Source organism: Kitasatospora sp. NPDC050463, from assembly GCF_040655255.1.
GTDB lineage: Bacteria > Actinomycetota > Actinomycetes > Streptomycetales > Streptomycetaceae > Kitasatospora.
In genome coordinates this window covers 64,538-86,809 of sequence record NZ_JBFAJO010000028.1, presented here as the reverse complement: position 1 = coordinate 86,809, position 22,272 = coordinate 64,538, and the positions used below count along the sequence as shown (strand labels likewise).

Below are 22,272 nucleotides of genomic sequence, written 5' to 3'. Positions count from 1 at the left end.
GGGTCTCCCGTTGGACAACTACGGCCGGCGGCGGCCGGACGGTTCACCGGCCGGGACGACCCGCTGCCGCCCACCTCCGGTGAACCGCCGGGGCCCCGCGGGCCGTACGCCTGAGTGCGGCGCGGCCCGAGCCGCCGGGCCCATCGCCACCAGCGGCGTCACCGGCGCCGCGAGAGGAGAACCCCCGTTGAGCGTGGTCCTGGTCGACCGTCCGCCCCGGCGCCCCGGACCGGCGATGCCGGACGGCGAGCTCCAGTTGCAGGAGCCGCCGGTCCTGCCGGAGCAGCAGAGCGGCATGTCCAACGTGATCGCGATGGCGCCGATGGCGCTCAGCTCGCTCTCGATGGTGATGATCTTCCTCAACCCGCAGTCCAGCGGCGGGCCGCTCCAGTACGTGGCCATGGGCATGATGGGCCTGTCCGCCGTCGGCATGCTGGTGACCCAGCTGATCCGCGGCGCCAGCGACCGCAAGCGCCAGCTGCGCGGCGAGCGCCGGGACTACCTGCGCTACCTCTCCCAGATGCGCCGCCAGGTCCGCCGCCACATCGTGAACCAGCGGCAGGCGCTGGCCTGGCGCCACCCCGACCCGACCGCGCTCGGCTCGCTGGTGCGCACCTCGCGGCTGTGGGAGCGGCGCGCGGCCCACCCTGACTTCGGCGACGTGCGGATCGCCACCGGCGCCCAGCGCCTGGCGGTCAAGCTGGCGCCGCTGGCCACCCAGCCGGTGGAGGACCTGGAACCGCTGTGCGCGCACGCACTGCGCCGGTTCATCCACGCGTACGGTTCGATCGCCGACCAGCCGATCGCCGTCCACGTGCGCGGTTACGCCCACATCCTGCTGCGCTGCGAGCACCCCGGGGAGGAGGGCGCCCCGGCCGGCGCGGCCTCCTCCGGCGAACCGGAGACGGCGGGCCCCGGCGGCCTGATCGGCGCCACGATCGGCGCCCCCGCGTCCGACCCTGCCACCGACCCGGACGCCGCCGGCGCGCCGGCCGATCCCGAGCCGGCCCGCGCCCTGGCTCGCGCGATGATCGCCCAGCTCGCCTTCTTCCACGCCCCGGACGAACTGCGCGTCGCCGCCGCCGTCTCCCCCGAGCTGCGCGAGCACTGGGCGTGGCTGAAGTGGCTGCCGCACGCCCTGCACCCCACCGAGACGGACGGCGCCGGGCCGGTGCGCCTGGTCGCCGACTCGGTGCTGGAACTGGAGCAGCTGCTGGGCCCCGAGTTCACCGACCGCCCGCCCTACGAGCCGGACGCCCAGCCCGGCCGGGACGAGCCGTTCACGCTGATCGTCCTGGACGGGGTCAAGCTGCCCAGCAGCAGCCGGGCCCTGCTCGCGGGCTACCGCAACGCCGTCCTGCTGGACCTCTCCGGGGCCGTCGAGTGGCAGCACGCGCCGTTCCGGCTGCGGCTGCGGATCGCCGGCGACCAGCTCGACCTGGTAGCCGCCGACCGCAACCGGCGTGACGAGGTCACCCCGCTCGGCCGCCCGGACACCCTGCTCCTCCCGGCCGCCCGCCGCTTCGCCACGGTGATGTCCCCGTACCGGCTGGGCGACTCGCGTGACGCCTCCGAGCCGCTCAGCACCGACTTCGACCTCACCTCGCTGCTGGGCGTCAACGACCTCTACCAGCACGACGTCGCCCGCAGCTGGGCGGACCGCCCGCGCGGGCAGCGGCTGCGGGTGCCGATCGGCGTCGGCGCGGACGGCAACCCCGTCGAGCTGGACCTCAAGGAGTCCGCCCAGGGCGGCATGGGCCCGCACGGGATGCTGATCGGCGCCACCGGCTCCGGCAAGTCCGAGCTGCTGCGCACCCTGGTGCTGGCACTCGCCCTGACCCACTCCTCCGAGACGCTCAACTTCGTCCTGGTGGACTTCAAGGGCGGTGCCACCTTCCTCGGTCTGGACGAACTCCCGCACACCTCGGCGGTGATCACCAACCTGGCGGACGAGGCCGCCCTGGTCGACCGGATGCGCGACGCCCTTCACGGCGAGCTGAACCGCCGCCAGGAGCTGCTCCGCTCGGCCGGCAACTACAGCTCGCTGCTGGACTACGAGACCGCCCGGGCGGGCGGCGTCCAGCTCGACCCGCTGCCGACGCTGTTCATCGTGGTCGACGAGTTCAGCGAACTGCTCTCCGCGCACCGCGACTTCATGGACCTCTTCATCATGATCGGCCGACTCGGCCGCTCGCTCGGCGTCCACCTGCTGCTCGCCTCGCAGCGCCTCGACGAGGGCCGGATGCACGCCCTGGAGTCCCACCTGTCGTACCGGATCGGTCTGCGCACCTTCTCCGCGATGGAGAGCCGCGGCGTGCTCGGCGTGCCGGACGCCTACCAGCTGCCCTCCCAGCCCGGCAACGGCATCCTGCGCAGCGACATCGCCACCCTCACCCGGTTCAAGGCGGCGTACGTCTCCGGGCCGTACCGGCGCCGGCGCGGGGCGGCCCAGCAGGCCGCGGCGGCCGGCCAGATCGTCCCCTACGGCACCGAGTACACCGCGCCGCGCCGGCCCGACCCGGAGGCGGTCGCGGCCGAGGCGGCCCGCCTGGCCGCGGAGGAGGAGAACACCGCCACCCTGCTGGACCTCGCGGCCGAGCGGATGCTCGACGTCGGCCCGCCCGCCCACACGGTCTGGCTGCCGCCGCTGGAGACGCCGCCCACCCTGGACGAGCTGCTGCCGCCGCTCGCGCCGTCGCCGCACCACGGCCTGGCGCCCGACGGCCGCCCGGCCGTCGGCACCCTGGTCGTTCCGGTCGGCGTGGTGGACCGCCCCTTCCAGCAGATGCGCGACCTGCTCACCGCCGACCTCTCGGCCGCCGGCGGCCACGTCGGCATCGCGGGCGGTCCGCAGAGCGGCAAGAGCACCATGCTGCGCGCCCTGATCACCGGTCTGGCCCTCACCCACACGCCGCACGAGGTGCAGTTCTACTGCCTGGACTTCGGCGGTGGCACCCTCTCCGCGCTGCGCGGGCTGCCGCACGTCGGCGGTGTCACCGGGCGGCACGAGCCGGAGCGGGTCGGCCGCACGCTGGCCGAGGTCAACGCCGTCATCGCCCGCCGCGAGCAGGCCTTCGCCCAGCTGGGCATCGACTCGATGGCCACCTTCCGGCGCCGCCGGGCCGCCGGGGACCCGGCGCTGGCCGACGACCGCCACGGCGACGTGTTCCTGGTGGTCGATGGCTGGAACACGCTGCGCCAGGAGTTCATGGACTTCCTGCCCGCCCTCACCCTGATCGCCGGACGCGGCCTCAACTACGGCCTGCACCTGATGGTCACCGCCGCCCGGTGGGGCGAGATCTCCAGCGGGCTGCGCGACCAGCTCGGCACCCGCTTCGAGCTGCGGCTCGGCGACCCGATCGACTCCATGATCAACATGCGGGCCGCCGAGACCGTCCCCCGCGTCCCCGGCCGCGGCCTCACCCAGGACCGGCTGCACTTCCTCACCGCGCTGCCCCGGATCGACGGCGTCGGCGACAGCGAGAGCCTCACGGACGGCGTCGAGGACCTGGTCGACGCCGTCAACGAGCACTGGACCGGCCCCCGCGCGCCCGAGGTCCGGATGCTGCCGCTCCAGCTCGACGCCGCCACGCTGCCCGCGCCCGAGGGCCGGCTGCGGGTCGCCATCGGCCTGGAGGACACCGCGATCTCCCCGCTCTGGCACGACTTCGAGGAGTCCCCCCACCTGCTGGTGGTGGGCGACAGCGAGAGCGGCAAGACCAACCTGCTGCGCCTGATGGTCTCCGCCATCACCTCCGCCTACACCCCCGCCGAAGCCCGGATCATGCTCGTCGACTTCCGGCGCGGGCTGTACGACAGCGTCCCGGAGGAGTACCGGCTCGGCTACGCCGTCGCCGTGGACGTGCTCCGGCAGGTCGTCACCGGAGCGGCCCGCGCCATGGAGGCCCGGCTGCCCGGCGAGGAGATCACCCCGGCCCGGCTGCGACTGCGCGACTGGTGGACGGGGCCGGAGCTGTTCATCATCGTCGACGACTACGACCTGATCCCCAGCCAGGTCGGCAGCAGCCCGTTCGGTCCGGTCCTCGACCACCTCGCCCAGGGCGCCGAACTCGGGCTGCACCTGATCGTGGCCCGCTCCGCCAACGGCATCGGGCGCGCCTACTCCGACCAGCTGCTGCGCCGACTCCAGGAGGTCAACACCCCGGTCACCCTGCTCTCCTGCCCGCCGAGCGAGGGCACCCTGTTCGGCAGCGTCAAGCCGCGCCAACTGCCGCCCGGGCGCGCGCTGCACATCACCCGGCGCCGGACCGTCCAGGTGCAGACCGGCCTGATGCCGGAGCCGGCCGGCGAGGACGGCGGGGACGGCGGGGACGCCGGATCGGCGGCGTGAACCGCAGGGCCGGTACGGGCCGCCCGGCCCGCCCGACCCGCCCGGCCCGTACAGGTGCGGCGAACGGCCGGAGCGGCGGGGCGGGACGGTACGACGGGACCAGGGACGGCGGGACCAGGGACGGCGGCGGGGAGGACGGCAGGAACGCGGGGACCGGGCCGGCGGCCCCTCCGGACCGGCGGCTGAACCGGCGGCCGGGCCGCGCCCGTATACCCCGACGATGAGTCTCTCCCGCCTCGGCCTGCCCTCCAGCGACCCGGCCGCGCCGCGCCGCCGGTTCGGCCGCCGGCGCGGCGCGGTCGCCGCGCTGCCCGCCGGCCCCGGCACCCCGGGCCCCGCCGCCCCGGCACCGGCGGTCGCCGCCCCCTCGGCGGCGGCCCCGGCGGCGGCCCCGGCCGTCGTCCGCTCCGAGCTGCGCCCGGTCGGCCCGCACTTCGTCATCGCCCCCTCCACCGCCGGGGACGACGAACTGTCGGCGGCCGTCGGCACCCTGCGACCGGTGCCGGGCAGCATCGTCGTGGTCGCCGCCGCACCCGACTCGGCGCCCGTCCTGCGGGACCGGATGGCCGACCTCGGCGTCATCGCCCGCTCGCGCGGCGCCGCCACGCTGGTGCTCGCCGCCTCCGGCCTCGCCGCGCTCGCCCCCAACGGCCGCCGGCCGGCCGAGGTCGTCGCCGACCGGGCCGGCCTGCCGGTGATCGCGCCGGACGGCCTGGTGGAGATCACCCCGGACGGCAACCTCAAGGTCACCGCGCCCGACGGCGTCGCCGAGGCCGCCGCCTGGTGGCACTGCGCGCCCGGCACCGCACCGCGCCGGGTCCGCGAGACGATCGGCGCCACCGCCCCGATCGAACCGGCCTCCACCGCCCTGGCGGTCTCGCCCGCCGGACTGCCCGGGCACCTCCCGGCCGAGAGCCCCGCCGCCCCCCGCCACCGCCCGGCCGTGCACGTACTGCGACTGCCCGCCGGCTTCTGGCTCACCCACCCGTCCGCCCCGCCCGCCGGCCCGCTCCCGGGCCTCGGGCTGGCCGGCGCGCCGCCCGGCACCGTGGTCCTGGTCGTCGGCACGCCGGCGCTGCCCGTCCTGCTGCCCGAGGACTTCGCCGAGGCCGTGGTCGGCCTGCCCGTCGACACCGCCCGGCTGCTGGTCAGCGCGCCCTGGGCCGCCCCCGACGAACTCGCCGCCCTCACCGGGGCGCTGTCGGCCCGGCTGGCCCGCCCCGTGAACGCCGCGATCGGCCTCCCCGTGCTCGGCCCCGGCGGCCCCACCTCCCGCATCCTCGACGCGCACGGCCAGGCCCGCTGGGAGCCGTACCTGCTGCGACTCGCCGCGGCTCCCGGCCAGGGCACCGCGCCGGCCGCCTGGCGCAACGGCGGCGCGTCCTGGCGCACCGGCGGACCAGGTGTCTTCGAGGCGTTCCCGTACTGGGCGCTGGAGGCCGTCCCGGCCGGTCTCTGGCTGCGGCCCGAGCCGCCGCACGTCCTCACCCCGCGCTTCCGCCGGCCCGAGGCGGCGCGTCCGCTGCTGATCGTCGGCGAGCGGGACCGGCCGGTCGAGGCCGATGTCTTCGAGGAGCTGGGCCGTCTGCTCGACCTCCTGCCGTCCTCCGGCACCGAGGGGTTCGGGCTGCTGGTGCACGGGCTGCTGGAGCCGGCCACCGAGCGGATCGCCCGCTTCATCGCCCGGATGCACGACCTGGACTGGCTCGGCCCCGAGCAGCCCGCCGGTTCCGTACCGGGCGTGGCGGCGGTGTCGTACGGCATCGGCGGCCTCCCGGGGGCCCGGCCGGGGGTCGGAGCCGTGCCGCAGTCCGCGCCGGCCGCCGTCGCGGCGCCCCAGGTGGCCCAGCCGCCGGCACTGTCCGGACCGCTGGCCGTCCCCTCGGCCGTGGCCGTCCCGACCGCCTCGACGGTCTCCACCGGGGCGGCGCCCCCCGGAACCGGGCCGCTGGGCGCCGACCCGGCCGACCCCTCGGCCACCGCTCCCTCGGTCGCCACTCCCGAGCCCGACCCTTCGACCGGCCCCTCGACCGCCCCGGCGCCCGAACCGATGGCCGACCCCGGGGCAGACCCCCTGGCCGCGGCCTCGCCCGGACCGTTCCCCGGGCCGTTCCCGGGCCCGGTGGGTCCGCCCACCCGGACCGCGACCAGCGGTGGCCCCGGCGGCCTCGGCTTCCCCGCGCCGGTGGCCTCGGCGCCGAACGGCGCCGCCTCCCACGCCGGAGCCCCGGCCTCCGGCGCCGGCCCCGCGTCCGCCGCCGCACCGACCGCTGCGGAGACCGACCCCCGGCCCGGCCCGGCCGGCGAGCCGACCACCGTCCCAGCCGCCGACCCGCACACCGGGGCCGCCCCCGAACCGCCCGTCGAGGAGCCGGCCTTCACCTGGCCCGCCCCGCACACCTCGCCCACCACCGAGTCACTCGCCTCGGCGTCCGGCGAAGAGCCCGGCGAAGAGCCCGGCGGAGAGCCCGGCGAAGAGCCCGGCGGGGATCTGGGCGGGAGCCTGAGCGGGGATCAGGGCGGTTATCCGGGCCGGGGCCCGGGCGAAGAGCCCGACGCGGAACCGGTCGAGCACCGCGCCGAGGAGCCGGAGGGCGCCCCGGCGTCCGCCCCCGTACAGGCCCGCCCCCTGCGCCCGGAGAACTGCCCCGTCCCCGTCGCCGTCAGCGGCGCCGACGACCGGGACGCCGTCCGGACGCTGCTCGGCGAGCACTACCACCGCTGCTCCGGCCGGATCGACCAGGTCACCACCCGGCTGCCGGGGCTGCGTTCCACCTCCAAGGACGACATCAAGCCCGACCTCGCCGCCGTCCTGCTGCACCACGGCGACGCCGGGGTCCCGGTCGGCCGCGCCGAGTTGATCGCGGCCGCACGCTCCTGCGACCCGGAGCTCGCGCCCTTCCTGCGCTGCCTCGGCTCCGGCCTGCGCCGTCTGCCCAGCCACCACGGCGCCGTGCTGCTCTGCGCCCCGCCCGGCCCGGACCCGGCGGCTCTGCTCGCCCACTACCCGGTCGGGCAGCAGCTGACGGAGCCCGCCCCGGTCACCGGCCTGACCGCCAGTGCCATCGAACTCCCGGGCGCCGCCGTCGAGTTCGTCGTCTGGTCGGCCACCGGCCGGCGCACCTCCGCCTTCGGCTCGGGCACCGAGGAGCTGCGGGTGACCTTCGCCCCGGGCACGACCTTCACCGTCGTCGCCGTCGTCCCCGCCGACCCCGCCGACCCCTCCGGCCGCCCCGCCCGCGTCCTGCTGCGCGAGTCCGCCGGCGCCATCGGCGCCGACCCCGCCGAGCGCGACCGCAGCGCCCTGACCCGTCTGCGGTCGTGGCTGGACCGCCGGGACCGGCTGGGCCCGGCGGAGCGCCGGCGGATCGAGGAGCCCGAGCGCTTCCACCTCACCCCGGGGGTCGAGCTCCTCGCCTCTCCTGACGGTGCGTGAACCGGCCGTCGGGCGGCGGCCGTTCCCCAGACGAACCCGCTCGCCCGCCGTATCCGCGGCCGATCCGGCCGCCCGACCCCGGAGCCTCCATGCCGATCCGGCCCGCCCCGCTGCCAATCGCCCTGACCGCCCTCCTGTTGGCCGGCGCCCTCCCGGTGATCCCGGCCGCCGCCGCGTCCCCGAGCGCCCCGCCGAGTGCCGCGCCCACCACCACGGGCGCCCCGCCCGCTCCGGCGAACCACGGCCGCCCCCACCGGACCACCCAGCCCGCGGCCAAGCCGCCCACCAAGCCCAGCGGTTCGCCGAGCGGCTCGCACAGCGGGTCGCCCAGTGGTTCACCCAGTGGTTCACCCAGTGGTTCGTCGAGCAGCAAGCCCCCGACGACCGGCTCCGGCGACCTCACCGACCCGCGCCTCAAGGACATCGCCCAGCAGATCGTCTCCAGCGCGGAGAACTCCTCCCTCGACTGGAAGGCCCAGTTCGCCTACATCGAGGACATCAAGGACGGCCGCGGCTACACCGCGGGCATCGTCGGCTTCTGCTCCGGCACCGGCGACATGGTCGAGATGGTCCGCCACTACCGCGAGTTGAAGCCCGACAACATCCTGGCCAAGTACCTCCCGGCCCTGGAGAAGCTGGACGGCTCCGCCTCGCACAACGGCCTCGACCCCGACCTCACCTCGGACTGGAAGAAGGCGGCCCAGGACCCGGTCTTCCGCAAGGCCCAGGAGGACGAGCGCGACCGCGTCTACTTCACCCCGTCCGTCACCCAGGCCAAGGCCGACGGCCTGCACGCGCTCGGCCAGTTCGCCTACTACGACGCCATCGTGATGCACGGCCCCGGCAACAGCGCCGCCAGCTTCGGCGGGATCCGCGCGGCCGCGCTCAAGAAGGCCAAGCCCCCGGCGCAGGGCGGCGACGAGAAGGCCTACCTGGCCGCCTTCCTGGACGCCCGCGCCGCCGCCATGCGCACCGAGGCCGCCCACTCCGACACCTCCCGCATCGACACCGCCCAGCGCGTCTTCCTCCAGGCCGGCAACCTCGACCTGCACACCCCGCTGAGCTGGAAGGTCTACGGCGAGTCCTTCCACATCGACAAGTAGCCCCGGACACCGGCAGGGCGGCGGGCCGCCGATGGAGGCCCGCCGTCTGCGGTGAGCTTGATCACAAAGCCGTTTCCCCGGCGGCACGCCGCCCATTCATCACCTCATGACCACCGTTTCCGGCCGTCGCACCGCCCCCACGGACGACCCGCACCCCAGCCCGCCGCCGCCCGCCGATCCCACCACCACCGAGCTCACCCGGCTGCTCCTCGGCCCCGACCGCGAGCGGATCCACGCCCCCTGGCAGCAGCTCCTCGCCGACCCCCTGATGCGGATCGACCTCGCCGCCGGCACCACGGACCGGATCGCCGCCTCCTACCTGCGGTTACGGCGGATCAACCAGGCCGTCGACGCCGCCGCCCTTGCCACCGACCCCCGTGCGCTGACCGCCCTGCACGAATGGATGAGCCCCTTGGACGGCGCGTTGGTCGTCGTCGCCGGCATCCACTACAACCTGTTCCTCGGCAGCCTGCTCGACCACGACCCGCACGACAAGCGCCCGTTGGCCCCGTACGTCGCGATGGAGCGGGTCGGCACCTTCCTCTGCACCGAGCTCGGCCACGGCAACGACGCCACCGCGCTGCGGACCACCGCCGTCTACGACCGGACCGCCCGCACCTTCACCCTGCACACCCCCGACGCGGGCGCGCAGAAGTTCATGCCGAACACCGGTCCGGCCGGCGGGCCGAAGTCCGCCGTGGTGGCCGCCCGCCTCCTGGTCGACGGCCGGGACCACGGGATCTTCCTCTTCCTCACCCCGCTCACCGACGCCGCCGGCCCGCTGCCCGGCGTCACCGTCCGCCCGCTGCCCCAGCGCCCCGGCAATCCGGTGGACCACTGCCTGACGTCCTTCGAGGAGGTCGTGCTGCCCCACGAGGCGCTGTTGACCGGCGAGCACGGCCGGCTGGGTCCCGACGCCTCCTTCACCAGCGCCCTCGGCAGCAAGCGGAAGCGGTTCCTCACCAGCATCGGCCGGGTCACCCTGGGCAAGCTCTGCATGAGTGCCGCGGCCGTCGGCGCCGCCCGTTCGGCGCTGGCCGTCGCGATCCGCTACGCCCACCACCGCGAGGTGACCGGCGCCCGCGCGGACCGCCGCATCCCGGTCTGGGCCCACCGCAGCCACCACGGCCCGTTGCTGGACGCGGCCGCGACCGCCTACGCCATGACCGCGCTGCACCGCGCCACGGTCGAGCGCTGGACCGGCCGGGACGCCACCGACCCGGCCGATGTCGCCGCCGCCGAGCGCCAGGTCGCCGTCGCGAAGGGGTGGACCACCTGGCAGTCCCGGAGCCTGATCATCGAGTGCCGCGAACGCTGCGGCGCCCAGGGGCTGCTGCTGGTCAACGGGATCACCCCGCTCGCCATGGACGTCGAGGGAACGATCACCGCCGAGGGCGACAACCTCGCTCTCTGGGCCAAGGCCGGCGCCGAACTCCTGCTGGCGCCGTCCGCCCCGCCCCCGGCCGCACCCGACGGCGGTCCGGACGACCCGGCCGTCCTCCAGCACCTGCTGCACGCGGCGGAGCACCTGCACCTCGGCCGCGCCCGCACCCTGCTGCGGCAGGCCCCGTCCGGCGACGGCCTGCGCCGCTGGAACACCGCCTCGCCCGCCGCCCTGGCCGCCGTCACCGCGTACGCCGAACGCACCGCCGGCGCCGCCCTGCTCGCCCTCGCCGAGCAGGCCGCCGACCCCCAGGCCCGCAGCCTGCTGCTCGACCTGTACCGGGTCTTCGCCCTGCGCCGGGTCGGCGTCGCGAGCGGCCCGCTGCTGAGCGAGGGTCTGCTGACGGCCGATCAGGTACGCGAGCTGCCCGAGCTGGTCGAACGGGCCGTCGCCCGCCTGGCCGACCGGGGGCGTCAGCTGGTGGACGCCTTCGACCTGCCCGAGGAGTTCCTCGCCACGATCCCGATCGCCGGCCCCGACTACCAGCGCGTCTTCGACCACCCGCAGGCCCACTGGAACCTCGCCGACGGCGCCGCCCGGCCGGTCTGACGCTCCGACCGGCGGCCGTCGCTCGCCTGGCTGCCGCGCCGACCCGTCCAGCGGGCAGGTCGGCGCGGCCGACGCGGCGCGGGCCTCCACCGCGAGCGGGTCTCAACCGCGCCCAGGCCTCACCACGACCGGGCCGGGTGCCCGCCGGGGGCCTCGCCGGCGACCGCCTCCTGCGCGGGAACCGCCCGAACGGCCTCCTGCCCGGCGGACGTCCGCCGGGACACCCCCGGATCGGCCGGGCCGCCCTGAACCGTCCTGCGAGCGGCGGGCGCCTCCCGGTCCAGCCCGACCGGCACCCCCCGGACGGCCTCGTACCCGACCGGCACGGCCCGGGACGCCTCCTGACCGTCCGGCAGCTCCGGCCCGGTGCTCCACACCGCCGGTACCGCCCGCTCCGCAGGCTCCTCCCGGGCCGCCTCCTCCCGAACCGCCTCCTGCCGGGGCGCCACATTGCGCAGGGCCTTCCGCCCGCCGGGCGCACCGCCGGTCGCCTCCCGCCCCGCGAGCACCTCCCGGACGGCGTCCTGCTCGACCGACCCGCCCTGGTCCGCCCGCCAGCGCGCCGGCACCGCCCTGGTCGCCGCCTGCCCGAGCGACCGCTCCTGGCCGAGCGACCGTTCCTGGCCGGCCTTGCGCCGGATCGCGGGCACCATTCCCGGGCCGAGCTCGGACAACGGCACCGGAACCCGCTCCCACCCCTCGGGCACCGGGGGCAGCGACTTCAACCGGGCGTCCGCCGCCGGATCCGGCTCCGAACCGGCGGGCGCCGCCGGGCCGCGCTCGGGCCGCGGGGGCGTCGACGGGGCGTTCTCCCATCGGGCGGGCGCCTGGCCCGTGCGCTGCTCGGCGTACGCCGACGGGCCGTGCTCCCACCTGGCGGGCGCCGCACCGGCGCCGCCCTGCTCGGCCTCCCGCTCGCCGCCCCGCTCGGTCTCGCTCCCGGTCCGGTACCCCCGCCGGTCCGTCCCGGTGAGCGCGGAGGCGCCCAGGTAGGGGTCGGAGGAGGTGCGGGCCACCGGGGTGGCGGCCGGGATCGGTGCCTGGGCGGGCTCCTCCCGCGGCGCCCCGGCCTCCAGGCAGACCAGCCGCAGCGTGAAGTTGCGCTCGGCCGGGTCGCCGTCGACCCAGTCCACGTCCTTGCTGCGCACGACCCTGGTCCGCAGGCCACCGTCGGACTCCTGCAACGGGCCGGGCAGCACCCGGACGTTGGGCCGCCAGCCGAGTCCGGGGGCGTGGTGCTCCAGGTGCAGCTCCCACTCCTGCGCCGGCACGTCCAGCGACGCCCCGACCCGGCCCGGCAGCACCACCGCGCCGTACGGGGTGCGCACCACCACCCGCTGGTCGAAGGCGGCGTCCTTGCCGATCACCGTGATCCGCCATGCTCCGTCCATCCGCAGCACGGGTGTCCTCCCCAGGTCGGTGGGTGCGGGGCCGACCGACCCCGCACCTCGCTCGACGGCTCGTCGGATGCCCGGGGTTCACCGCACGACCGGGGCACAGCGGCACCGGAGGTCCGGGAGCGGACGGGCCTCCCTCAGGCGGTGCGTCGCCGGTGCTGGAGCCGGGCCGCGACCAGGACGCCGCCGCCGATCAGGACGGCGCCGCCGCCGACGCCCGCGATCAGGCCCGCACCGCCACCGCCACCGGTGCGCGCGAGGTCCGTGGTGACGGGCACCGTCGTGGCGGACGACGAGACGGAGGGGCTCGGGGAGGCGGCGCGGCTCGGAGAGGCGGCGGGCGAGGACGGCACGGACGCCGAGGGCGTCGGACGCTCGGACGGCCGGGTGCCGGGCGGCGGCGTCGTCGGCTTGCTCGGGGTGCCGCTGGGCGTGGCGGCCGGCGGCGGCGTCGTCGGCTTGCTCGGCGTGCCGCTCGGCGTGGGCGTGCCGCTCGGTGCGGGGGTCGGCGTGGGTGTCGGGGTCGGGGTCGGCGTCGGCGTGGGGGTCGGGGTCGGCGTGGGGGTCGGGGTCGGCGTGGGCGTCGGCGTCGGCGTCGGCGTGACGCAGAGCGGCACGTCCGCGACCCGCTTCTCCACCTGGGTGTCGGCCAGCCGGTAGCGCCAGGTGTCCCCCTTGCCGGTGTAGCCGACCGTCACCTTCACCGTTCCGTGGGCCTCCACCGTGCCGTGGTACTTCTCGTCGCTGCCGACCCTGGTCAGCGTGTACTCGCCGGCGGCGCGGTAGTCGTTGCCCAGGACCAGCTCGACCCGCCCCGCCTCGGTGCGGCAACCGACGCTCAGTGAGGCGTCCGCGGGCTGCCAGGCCAGCGCCGTCCCGGTGCCGGCCGCGGCGAGTGCCACGACGGCGCTTCCGGTCACAAGGGCCGCTCGAACGTGCTTCATCGCTCATCTCCTTGAGGTCCCGCAGGACGTGTCGCCCGGGGCCGGCGGCCGCGGGGCCCCGCATTCCCTCTACGGCGGCGCGGCGGCGTCCGGTTCAGCTCCCGCCGGGCGGGCCCGGGGCCCGGCCCGGGGGTCGAACCGGCCGCTGAACTGCGGCGCGGCGACGAGCCGTAGAGCGGAGTGGACAGTGCGACCGCAGCCCGTGCCGCAAGGAGGACCCGCCATGACCGCCGCCCCCGACACCGCTTACCGCTCCGCCCCGGCGGCGGCGCTCGACGCCTTCGGCACCGTCCTACTGCCACGACTCGCTCCCGCCCCGCCACCCGCGACCACGCCCGCTCCGGTTGCCGCGGGCCGGCCGGCCACCGCACCGGCCGGCCCCGCCGTGGCGCCCGCCGCACCGCCCGTCACCGCCACCGCCGTTCCGCCGCTCCCGAGCACGCCGCCACCCCTCGCCCCGCTCCCCGCACTCCCCACCGCCGCGATCCCGCCCGTCGCGATCCCCACCGCCACGCCCCCCGCGACCGCGGCCGCGCCGCGCCCCGGGGCGGAGCAGCGACGCAACGTGCTGGACGTGCTGCGCACCGGCGAGCGCCGGGGCCGCGAGCAGCTGCGCCGCATCCGGTCCCCGCTGCACGGCAGTTGCCGGATCGCCGTGATCAGTGCCAAGGGCGGCGTCGGCAAGACCTCGCTGGTGCTCGCGCTGGGGGCGATGCTCGCCACCGAGCGCGGCGAGCCGGTGGCCGCGGTGGACGTGGGAACCCACCCGAACTCGCCGGCCCGGCGCATCCGCCCGGCGGCCCCGGCCGGTACCGCCGAGCTCGCGGCGGCGCTGCGCGACGGCGGCCCGGCGGGCGTCGACCCCGGGTCCTACCTCGCCCCGACCCCCACCGGGCTGGCCGTCCTGGCCGGCCCGCCGTACCCGGGGGCGGGCCGGCCGCTCGACGAGGCCGACTACCGCGCCGTCCTGTCCGTGCTCGCCGAGCGGTATCCGCTCACGCTGACCGACTGCGGCACGGGGCTGCTCGACGGGCCGATGCGCGGGGTCCTGGACCTGGCCGACCAGCTGATCCTCGCCACCACGCCGAGCGTGGACGGCGCGGGCAGTGCCGCCGCGACCCTCGACTGGCTGCACGCGCACGGGTACGGGCAGCTGGCCGAACGCTCCGTCACCGCGATCTCGGCGGTCCGCGGGGCCGGGCGGCTGGTCAACTCCGCCGATCTGCGGGCCTACTTCGGCACCCGCTGCCGGGGCGTGGTGGAGCTGCCGTTCGACGAGCACCTCGCCGCCGGTGCGGAGTTCGAGCCGGGGCGGCTCGGCCACCGGACCCGCAGGGCGGTCCGCGAGCTGGCGGCGCTGATCGGTGACGATCTGTGGCGGGCGGGTCGACCCACCGGCTGGTGAACCTACGGGCCCGGTCCGCCCCGAGCGGATCCGCCCCCGCCACCCGGCCCCCGCCGACTGGCGGGCAGCGCCCCTCGCGGCCCCTGCGACCTGCCGAAAGGCTGCCCGAAAGGTATGCCCTTTCAGGCAGACCGGCATGCCCCTGAGTGCATACCTGGTATGCCCATGTACCCCCGCACCGGAGCGCCGACCGGCCCCGCCCGGTTCGGGTGCTGCGCGCCGCCGGACACCCGATCGCCCGGCCACGCCGCCTCCCCCGGGGCGGGCCGCCCGATGACCTGACGGATCCGCGCCCCCGCCTCCGCCGCCGAACCACGACCCGGCCGCGCACATGGCACGAACGCGTCAGACGGATCTGTCCACCGGGCGTCCCCGAGCGCCACGAGCGCCCGTAAACATCTGACCTCACGTCAGTAAACTCCCCCCGAACGGCGGCCGTACGCCGGTCGGCGCAGCACGGATCGAGCCGCCGACGCCACTCGGAGCCGGATTGCTTCGACGACGTACAGCCGCCTGCCGGGCGGCCCGAGCCGCCCGCCGGGCGTGGCTAGACTGCGGCCGAGATGTGGACGGAAAGCTGGGACGATCCGCTTCTACCTGGGGGGATCTGTGTTCATTCGACTGCTGGGGCCGGTGGAACTGCGGGCCGCCGACGGTCGCGCCGTCGAGCCGGCCGGCGCCAAGCGGTGCGCCGTCCTGGCCCTGCTGGCGCTCGAACTCGGCCGGATCGTCCCGGTCGAGCGGCTCTTCGAGCTGCTCTGGGGCGAGGACCCGCCCGCCCAGGCCCGGGCGGCGCTGCAGGGGCACATCGCCGCGCTTCGCAAGCAGATCGCCGACTCCCCCTTCACCCTGCTGACCCGCACGCCCGGCTACCGCCTCGACGGCCCGGCCGAGCTGGTGGACGCGCTGCTCTTCGAGCGGCTCGCCGCCCGCGCGGCCGGGGAGTGCGCACCGGAGGGCGACGAGCCCGCCGCCAGGCTGCTGCGCGAAGCCCTGGATCTCTGGCACGGCGCCGCGGCTCTGGCCAACCTGCCCGAGACCGATCTGCGGCACGCCGTCGCCGACCGGCTCGACCGGCACCGCACCCGCGCGCTGGAGTGCTGGACCGAGCGCCTCCTGCGGCTCGGCCGGGGCGGCGACGCCGTTCCCGAACTCGAACGCGCCACCGAGGCCGACGGCCTCCACGAGCCGCTCGCCGCCCTGCTGGTCCGCTGCCTGCACCAGGCCGGCCGGTTCGCCGACGCGCTCAGCGCCTACCACCGCGCCCGGCGCCGGCTCGCCGAGGAGCTGGGCGTCCCCCCGGGCCGCGCGCTGCAGTCGGCCGTGGACGACATGCTCGCCGCCGACCGGGCCCCGGCCGGTGCCGCACCTGCCGCGCCACCCGCACCTGCCGCACCCCCCGCACCTGCCGCACCGCGCCCGCCGGCCCCCCGCCCGGGCGTGAGCCAACTCCCGCGCCGGGCCGCCGGGTTCGTCGGCCGGGTGGCCGAACAGCGCTGGCTGGACGCCGAGTGCGGCGGGCAGCGCCGCAGCGGCAGCCTGGCCGTCGTGGTCGGCCCGGCGGGCGCGGGCAAGACCGCGACCGTGGTGCAGTGGGCGCACGCCGCGGCCGACGCCTTCCCCGACGGCCAGCTCTTCGCCGACCTGAACGGCTTCGGTCCGGGTCACCGCACCGAACCGGCCGACGTCCTGGGCCGGTTCCTGCGCGCCCTGGGCGTCGAGGAGCGCGAGCTGCCGGAGGACCGCTACGCCCGGGCCGCGCTCTACCGGGCGCTGAGCCGTGGGCGCCGGCTGCTGGTCGTGCTGGACAACGCCGGCGACGCCGAGGACGTAGCCGACCTGCTGCCCAGCGGGCCCGACTGCGCCACCGTGATCACCAGCCGCAGCTCGCTGGAGGACGTCGTGGTCACCGAGGGCGCCGCCCTGCTGCGGCTCGGCGCGCTGCCGGCCGAGGACGCGCTGGGCCTGCTGGAGCACCTGCTCACCCGGGCCCGGGTGAGCGCCGAACCGGAGGCCGCCGCCAAGGTCGCCGAGCTCTGCGACCGCCTGCCGCTCGCGCTGCGGATCGCCGCCGCCCGGCTGGCCGCCCAGCCCGGCTGGGCGGTCGCCGACCTCGTGCCCGAACTCGCCGACGAGCGCACCCGGTTGCAGACCCTGGACACCCAGGGTGCGATCAGCGTGCGCAGCGCGCTGGGCCTGACGGTCCGCCGGCTCTCCGCCACGGCCGTCCACCTGCTCGCCCTGCTCGCCACGCACCCGGGCCCGGAGGCCGACGCACACGCGGCCGCCGCCCTGCTGCACACCGACACCACTGAGGCCCGGCGGGCCCTCGGCTCGCTGGCCGCCCACCACCTGCTCACCGAGGACACCCCGGGCCGCTACCGCCGGCACGATCTGATCCGGCTCTACGGCGCCGAACTCCTCGACGAGCGCCCGGCGTCGGACCGCACCGACGCCACCCGGGCGCTGGTCGACCACTTCCTGGCGGCCGCCGCGCACGGCGCCGGCCTGCTCCAGCCCGGCCTGGACTCCTTCGGCCCGCCGCCGGTGCCCGGCCCGGCCCGGCCGCGACTGCCCGACGTGCGCTCCGCGCTGGACTGGTTCCGCGCCGAGGAACCCACCATCCGCGGCCTGGTCACCTCGGCGGCCGACCTCGGTGACCACCAGCGCGCCTGGCGGCTGGCCTACCTGGCCAACTGCCTCTACTACGGCGCCGGCCGCCGCACGGACCGGCTGGCCTGCCTGCGGGCGGGGCTGAGGTCGGCACTGCTGACCGGCGATCCGGCCGCCGTCGCCTCGATGGAGGCCTCGACGGCCCGCGCGCTGAGCGGCATCGGGCGGGCGGAGGAGGCCCACCGGCTGGCGCTGGCGGCCGTCGCCCGCACCGAGGACACCGGCGGCAGCGTCCATGTGCACGCCGTCACGGTGCTGGCGGTGGCCAACGCGGCCCGCGGCGAGCACGGCGAGGCGGTCCGGCTGGGCGAGCGGGCGATCGCCCTGGCCGACGCGCACGGCCTCGCCGAACACGCGCCGTTCGCGCTCAGCAACACCGCCGCCCTGCACGGCTTCGCGGGGGACGCCGGGCAGGCGCTGCGCCGCGCCCGCGAGGCCCGGGCGCTGCTCGCCGAGCACCCGCAGGCGACGTACCACCTGTCCGCCATGGTGAACGAGGCGCACGCGCTCCAGCAGCTCCGCCGCCCGGCCGAGGCCGAACGGACCTGGCGGGAGACCATGGAGCGCTGTCGCGCCGCGGGCGCCGTCCATCTGCAGGCCGTGGCGGAGCGCCACTACGCCGACTTCCTGCTCGACGCCGACCGGTCGGCGGAGGCCACCGCGCACCTGCGCTCCGCGCTCCGCCTGTACGAGCGGCTCGGCGACGCCGGCTTCGTCCGGCAGTTGGAGCGCCGGCTGGCCGCGCTGAGCGGCGCCGTCACCGTGGCGCCGTCCGTCCGGAGGGCGTTAGCGACCGCGGCCGGCGCGTGCCGGCGCCGGACGGGCGACCGCGGGAGTCCCTGCGGCACGAGCCCCTACCGACCGGAGGCCGGCGGCCATCGGCGGCTGACGACGGTGCGAAGGGCGTGCCTGCCCGGGGCGTACCGGTCGGCCACGGGCCGTGCGGGCGCCGCCGGGCAGCCGGGACCGCGACCGCGCTCCGGCGGCGAGGCGTAGGTCCGGTCGGTCGCGCGGCGGGACGGACCGGACCGGGCCTACCCGGCCGGGTGCCCGCCCGGAGCGTCCGGCCGCCGGTCCCCGTCCAGTTCGGCGATCAGTTCCTGGACGCCGTCCTCGCCGAACCGGTGCAGGAGCAGCGCCACCCACTCCACCGCCTCGGCCCGCTCCAGCGGTGTCCAGCGGGCGGCGGACGGGTGCTCGTCCACCACCAGGACCTCGGCGACCAGGCGCAGCCCGCCCGGCACCGCCGGCAGCCGCGAACCGTCCAACCCGCGCAGGGCCAGCCGCCGGGCCGCCTGCGCGACCTCCCGGCCGCCACCCGGCGGCGCGGGCAGCCCCTCGCCGCCCCCGGCCTCAGCCGGCGGTGCCTCCACCAGGGGCTCCGCGGCCAGCCAGGAGGCGATCAGCTCCCGGATCTCCGGCTCGTCCGCCATCTCCACCATGCCCGCAAGCATGCCAGCAGCACGCTCGGTCATCATCACCGTCATGTGCACGAGAACGGCTGCCACCCCGTGCGGCGTTCACCCGCGCCTCCGGCTACGCCCCCACCGATCCGTCGATCGCCTCGCGCAGGAAGTCGGCGTGCCCGTTGTGCCGGGCGTACTCGTGGATCAGGTGCAGCATCACAAGCCGCAGCGACACGTCCGCGCCCCACTTCGCCATGTGGCCCGTGACGTCGAGCGACGGCGCCTCCCGCTCGATCCGCCGGGCGTGCTCGACCTCCGCCTCCCAGGCCGCGAACGCCTCGCCGCGGTCGGCGTCCCCCGCGTCGTACGCGACCTGGAAGTCCCCCTCCGGGGACCAGACCAGCGGGACGTCCTCCTTGCCGATCACCCGGCGGAACCACGTCCGCTCCACCTCGGCCATGTGCCGCACCAGCCCGAGCAGGCTCAGCGTGGACGGCGGGCTCGACCGCAGCTTCAACTGCTCCTCGGTCAGCCCCTCGCACTTCCCGGCCAGGGTCGCCCGGTGGAAGTCGAGGAAGGCGCGCAGCATCTCGCGCTCGCCCCCGGTCAGCGGCGGTGCGATGCGTTCGGTGGTCATCTCGGTCTCCCCGGGTGGCTGGACGCCGGCACCTCCTGCGGGCACCACTCCCCATCCAGGCCCATCCGGACCCCCGCTGTCCACCCGTTTTCCGCGCACCGCCGGGGTGTCCCGCACCGAGCAGCGGGGGGCGGCGAGTCCCGCCGCCCCCCGACGCCCGTCAACACCACGCCGTCCGTCGTACCCCCCAGGCCTCATTCGTCACCGAGTGCGTTCGGGCACGCACCGGTTTGGGTACGTACCCCCGCGCGCCCGAGGGTCGGGCGGCAACGCGCGAGAGGGCCGAGCAGCCGATGGACCAGAACCGCATTCCCGCGACCGTACGGCGGACGTACGGCGCCGACGATCTGAGTCAGGCCCCCAGCTTCGCGGGCGGATTCATCAACTTCGGTGACTGGAGCGGCATCGACACCGACGCACCCACCCCCGAGGACCGGATCCGCAGTCAGGAGGCGCTGTACCGCCGGGTGCTGCGCACCTTCCCGGCTCCCACCGAGCGGCTGCGGCTGGCCGAGGTGGGCTGCGGGCGGGGCCTCGGCGCGGCGCTCGCCCTGTGCGAGTTCCGCTTCGCCGCGGTGACGGGCGTCGACATCCACCCGGACCAGGTCGAGCGCGCCCGCGCGGTCAACGCCAAGGCGCTGGCGACGTTCCCGGACCGCCTCGGGTACGGCCTGGGCGCGGCCGACGACCTCCCCTTCCCCGACGCCGCGCTGGACGGCGTCTACTCGGTCGAGGCGGCCCAGCACTTCCGCGAGCTGACCGGCTTCGCCCGCGAGTCGGCCCGGGTGCTGCGCCCCGGAGGCCGACTGGCCGTGACCACCTTCTTCAGCTCCGGCCCGGAGGTCGCGGAGCGGCTGAGCATCCTGCTCGGCAGCTTCGCCGAGGGCCTCGACGTCGCGCACCCGCTCGCCGCCTTCACCGCCGACCTCACGGCCGCCGGCTTCACCGACGTCACCACCGAGTCGATCGGCACCGACGTCTGGCCGGGCCTGGACCGCTACCTGAAGGACACCGTCCCGCCCGGCCACTGGAGCCGCAACTTCCTCGCCGCCTGGCAGAGCGGCCTGCTCGACTACCACCTCGTCACCGCCACCCGGGCCTGAGCCCGATCGCTACCCGAGGGCGTACGCCTCGTACCGGACGGTCTCGGCGGAGCGGGCGGCCGAGGCCACGGCCAGGGTGCGGTGCAGCCGGCGACAGCGTTCGTCCCCGGTCTCGAAGCGGCAGAAGAGCCGGACGTAGGAGTCCGCCGGGTCCACCTCCTCCCCCGCGGGCCGTGGCGGACGCCCGGCGGCCGCCGCGGGAACCACCCCGCCACCGGTCACCGGATCGTCACCACCGGCCCGCGCGTTCGAACACTCGACGCGACCTGGGCGGTGCGCCACACTCGTGCCCTGGCAGCACATGCGTTCCCCTCGCACCAACCCGACGCCCAGGGCACCGCGCACCACCGCAGCACGCGCCGAGTCCAGAACCGCACATCGGAGAGCACACGGTGACCACGAGTCAGCAGCTGGAGATCATCCTCTCGTCCGGCCGGTCCGGCACCGGGCCGGCCACCTGGGGCCAGCAGGCCATCTGGGACGCCGTGAGCCGGCTGACGCCGGCCGACGCGCCGCGGTACAACATCACGGCATCCGCCCCGCTGGACCCGGGCCTGCCGGTACCGGTCGTCCTCGGCGCCCTGGAGGGGCTGCTCCGGCTGCACGACTCGCTGCACACCCGGCTCGTCCGGGACGACCGCGGGCGGCTGCGGCAGATCGTCGACCCGACCGGGCGGCTGACCGTGCACACCCGCCACTGCGACGGTGACGGGGCCGATGTGGCGAAGGTCGGTGCCGCCCTGCACGACGAGTTGGCGGCGCTGCCGTTCGACTGCGCCGAGCAGTGGCCGATCCGCGTCGGCCTGGTCGAGACGGGCGGACTGGCCCGGCACATGGCGCTCGTCCTCTCGCACACGGCGCTGGACGGCGCGGGCATGGGCCTGCTGGTGACGGACCTCAGCGAGCTGGCCCAGGGCGGGTCCGTCGAGTCGATCAGCACCCTCCGGGGCTCCCAGCAGCCGCTCGAAGAGGCGGAGTTCCAGAACTCCGCGCGTGGCCTGCGGCGCGATGTGAACGCCCGCGCCCATGTGGTGCGCAAGCTGCGGCTGGGCCCGCCACGGCTCTTCCCCACCGTCCCGGACGACGAGCCGGAGCCGTTCCCGAACGCCGTGCTCAGCTCCCCGGCGCTGCTCCGGGCGGTGGAGCCGGTCGCGGCCGGCCACCGGGCGAGCAGTTCCTCGGTGCTGCTCGCGGCGGTGGCGGTGATGACCTCGCGGCTCTCCGGATCGCCGGACGCGCTGCTCCAGGTCGTCGTCAACAACCGCTTCCTGCCCGGGCTGGCGTCCGCGGTGAGCGTGGTGGCGGGCGACGGCCTGTTCCATCTGCCGGCCGCCGACGGGGAGTTCGGCGACGCCGTCCGCCGCACCCATGCCGCCTCGATCGCCACCTACCGGCACGCCTACTACGACAAGCGCCTGCTGGACGAGGAGATCGCCCGGCTGACCGCCGAGCACGGCCCGCTCGCCGACCGCTCCTGCATCTTCAACGACACCCGCGACCTGCTCCCTCCGGCGCTCGCCGAGCCCGAAGCCGCCGGCGGGAGCGATTCCGGGGCCGACGCAGCCACCGGGACAGGGGCGGGCGCCACCGGCACCACCCTCACCTGGCCGGTCGAGTTCGCCCCCCGCCCCGGCCTCACCTATGCCCTGGACGCCCTCCAGACCCCGGACGCCCTCCAGCTCGCGATGACGGCGGACAGCTCCGTGCTTCCCCGCTCCGCGATGGAACGATTCCTCTACGGTGTCGAGGCCCTGATCCTCGACGAGGCCCGGGCCCTCGCCGCGTCCACCCCCTGAGCTCCCGGACCCGAGCGTCCGAACCTGA

Annotated in this window: 13 protein-coding genes; 8 read left to right on the top strand and 5 right to left on the bottom strand. The window is 76.6% G+C overall.

Annotated elements, in window-relative coordinates:
* The first annotated feature begins 235 nt into the window (after window positions 1-235).
* The 4 genes from eccCa to AB0J08_RS19460 all read left to right on the top strand — a co-directional run bounded on the left by eccCa (window position 236) and on the right by AB0J08_RS19460 (window position 10,883).
* Complete coding sequence (eccCa, locus tag AB0J08_RS19475; RefSeq protein ID WP_360635250.1) at window positions 236-4,351, top strand: type VII secretion protein EccCa; 4,116 nt, start codon at window positions 236-238, stop codon at window positions 4,349-4,351.
* A gap of 220 nt (window positions 4,352-4,571) precedes the next feature.
* Window positions 4,572-7,787 carry a hypothetical protein gene (locus AB0J08_RS19470; RefSeq protein WP_360635214.1) on the top strand — a complete coding sequence of 1,072 codons (3,216 nt, stop codon included), beginning with the start codon at window positions 4,572-4,574 and terminating at the stop codon, window positions 7,785-7,787.
* An 89-nt stretch (window positions 7,788-7,876) separates the two neighbouring features.
* Complete coding sequence (locus AB0J08_RS19465; RefSeq protein ID WP_360635211.1) at window positions 7,877-8,890, top strand: chitosanase; 1,014 nt, start codon at window positions 7,877-7,879, stop codon at window positions 8,888-8,890.
* A gap of 106 nt (window positions 8,891-8,996) precedes the next feature.
* Window positions 8,997-10,883, top strand: coding sequence for an acyl-CoA dehydrogenase (locus AB0J08_RS19460; protein WP_360635208.1), 1,887 nt, complete (start codon window positions 8,997-8,999; stop codon window positions 10,881-10,883).
* A gap of 119 nt (window positions 10,884-11,002) precedes the next feature.
* Here AB0J08_RS19460 and AB0J08_RS19455 read toward each other — a convergent pair whose 3' ends face one another.
* A complete protein-coding gene (locus AB0J08_RS19455; protein WP_360635205.1) occupies window positions 11,003-12,283 on the bottom strand; it encodes a hypothetical protein in 1,281 nt (426 codons plus the stop codon).
* Between the two features lie 134 nt (window positions 12,284-12,417).
* Window positions 12,418-13,224, bottom strand: coding sequence for a hypothetical protein (locus AB0J08_RS19450; protein WP_360635203.1), 807 nt, complete (start codon window positions 13,222-13,224; stop codon window positions 12,418-12,420).
* 223 nt (window positions 13,225-13,447) lie between these two features.
* Between AB0J08_RS19450 and AB0J08_RS19445 the strand changes: the two genes are divergently transcribed.
* Together AB0J08_RS19445 and AB0J08_RS19440 are read left to right on the top strand one after the other, a co-directional pair.
* Window positions 13,448-14,629: a MinD/ParA family protein gene (locus AB0J08_RS19445; protein ID WP_360635200.1), complete on the top strand. Its 1,182-nt coding sequence runs from the start codon at window positions 13,448-13,450 to the stop codon at window positions 14,627-14,629.
* A 609-nt stretch (window positions 14,630-15,238) separates the two neighbouring features.
* Window positions 15,239-18,298 (top strand): AfsR/SARP family transcriptional regulator, encoded by a 3,060-nt coding sequence (locus AB0J08_RS19440; RefSeq protein ID WP_360635197.1) that lies wholly within the window; start codon window positions 15,239-15,241, stop codon window positions 18,296-18,298.
* Window positions 18,299-18,336: 38 nt separating this feature from the next.
* Here the strand turns inward: AB0J08_RS19440 and AB0J08_RS19435 are convergent, their stop codons facing one another.
* Together AB0J08_RS19435 and AB0J08_RS19430 are read right to left on the bottom strand one after the other, a co-directional pair.
* Window positions 18,337-18,810 (bottom strand): hypothetical protein, encoded by a 474-nt coding sequence (locus tag AB0J08_RS19435; protein WP_360635194.1) that lies wholly within the window; start codon window positions 18,808-18,810, stop codon window positions 18,337-18,339.
* A 28-nt stretch (window positions 18,811-18,838) separates the two neighbouring features.
* A complete protein-coding gene (locus tag AB0J08_RS19430) occupies window positions 18,839-19,345 on the bottom strand; it encodes a DinB family protein (RefSeq protein WP_360635191.1) in 507 nt (168 codons plus the stop codon).
* A 293-nt stretch (window positions 19,346-19,638) separates the two neighbouring features.
* Between AB0J08_RS19430 and AB0J08_RS19425 the strand changes: the two genes are divergently transcribed.
* Window positions 19,639-20,448, top strand: a complete 810-nt coding sequence (locus tag AB0J08_RS19425) for a class I SAM-dependent methyltransferase (RefSeq protein WP_360635188.1) — start codon at window positions 19,639-19,641, stop codon at window positions 20,446-20,448.
* A 9-nt stretch (window positions 20,449-20,457) separates the two neighbouring features.
* Here AB0J08_RS19425 and AB0J08_RS19420 read toward each other — a convergent pair whose 3' ends face one another.
* Complete coding sequence (locus tag AB0J08_RS19420) at window positions 20,458-20,604, bottom strand: DUF3237 family protein (RefSeq protein WP_360635185.1); 147 nt, start codon at window positions 20,602-20,604, stop codon at window positions 20,458-20,460.
* A gap of 236 nt (window positions 20,605-20,840) precedes the next feature.
* On the opposite strand from AB0J08_RS19420, the gene AB0J08_RS19415 reads away from it, so the two are divergent.
* The gene (locus AB0J08_RS19415) at window positions 20,841-22,244 is read left to right on the top strand and encodes a condensation domain-containing protein (RefSeq protein ID WP_360635182.1); all 1,404 of its coding nucleotides are present in this window, start codon (window positions 20,841-20,843) and stop codon (window positions 22,242-22,244) included.
* The last annotated feature ends 28 nt before the right edge of the window (window positions 22,245-22,272 follow it).

Coding starts and splice junctions, on each gene's coding strand:
- AB0J08_RS19460 (WP_360635208.1), top strand. CDS start 8,997: ATGACCACCGTTTCCGGCCGTCGCACCGCCCCCACGGACGACCCGCAC.
- AB0J08_RS19445 (WP_360635200.1), top strand. CDS start 13,448: ATGACCGCCGCCCCCGACACCGCTTACCGCTCCGCCCCGGCGGCGGCG.
- AB0J08_RS19450 (WP_360635203.1), bottom strand. CDS start 13,224: ATGAAGCACGTTCGAGCGGCCCTTGTGACCGGAAGCGCCGTCGTGGCA.
- eccCa (WP_360635250.1), top strand. CDS start 236: ATGCCGGACGGCGAGCTCCAGTTGCAGGAGCCGCCGGTCCTGCCGGAG.
- AB0J08_RS19425 (WP_360635188.1), top strand. CDS start 19,639: ATGGACCAGAACCGCATTCCCGCGACCGTACGGCGGACGTACGGCGCC.
- AB0J08_RS19430 (WP_360635191.1), bottom strand. CDS start 19,345: ATGACCACCGAACGCATCGCACCGCCGCTGACCGGGGGCGAGCGCGAG.
- AB0J08_RS19465 (WP_360635211.1), top strand. CDS start 7,877: ATGCCGATCCGGCCCGCCCCGCTGCCAATCGCCCTGACCGCCCTCCTG.
- AB0J08_RS19470 (WP_360635214.1), top strand. CDS start 4,572: ATGAGTCTCTCCCGCCTCGGCCTGCCCTCCAGCGACCCGGCCGCGCCG.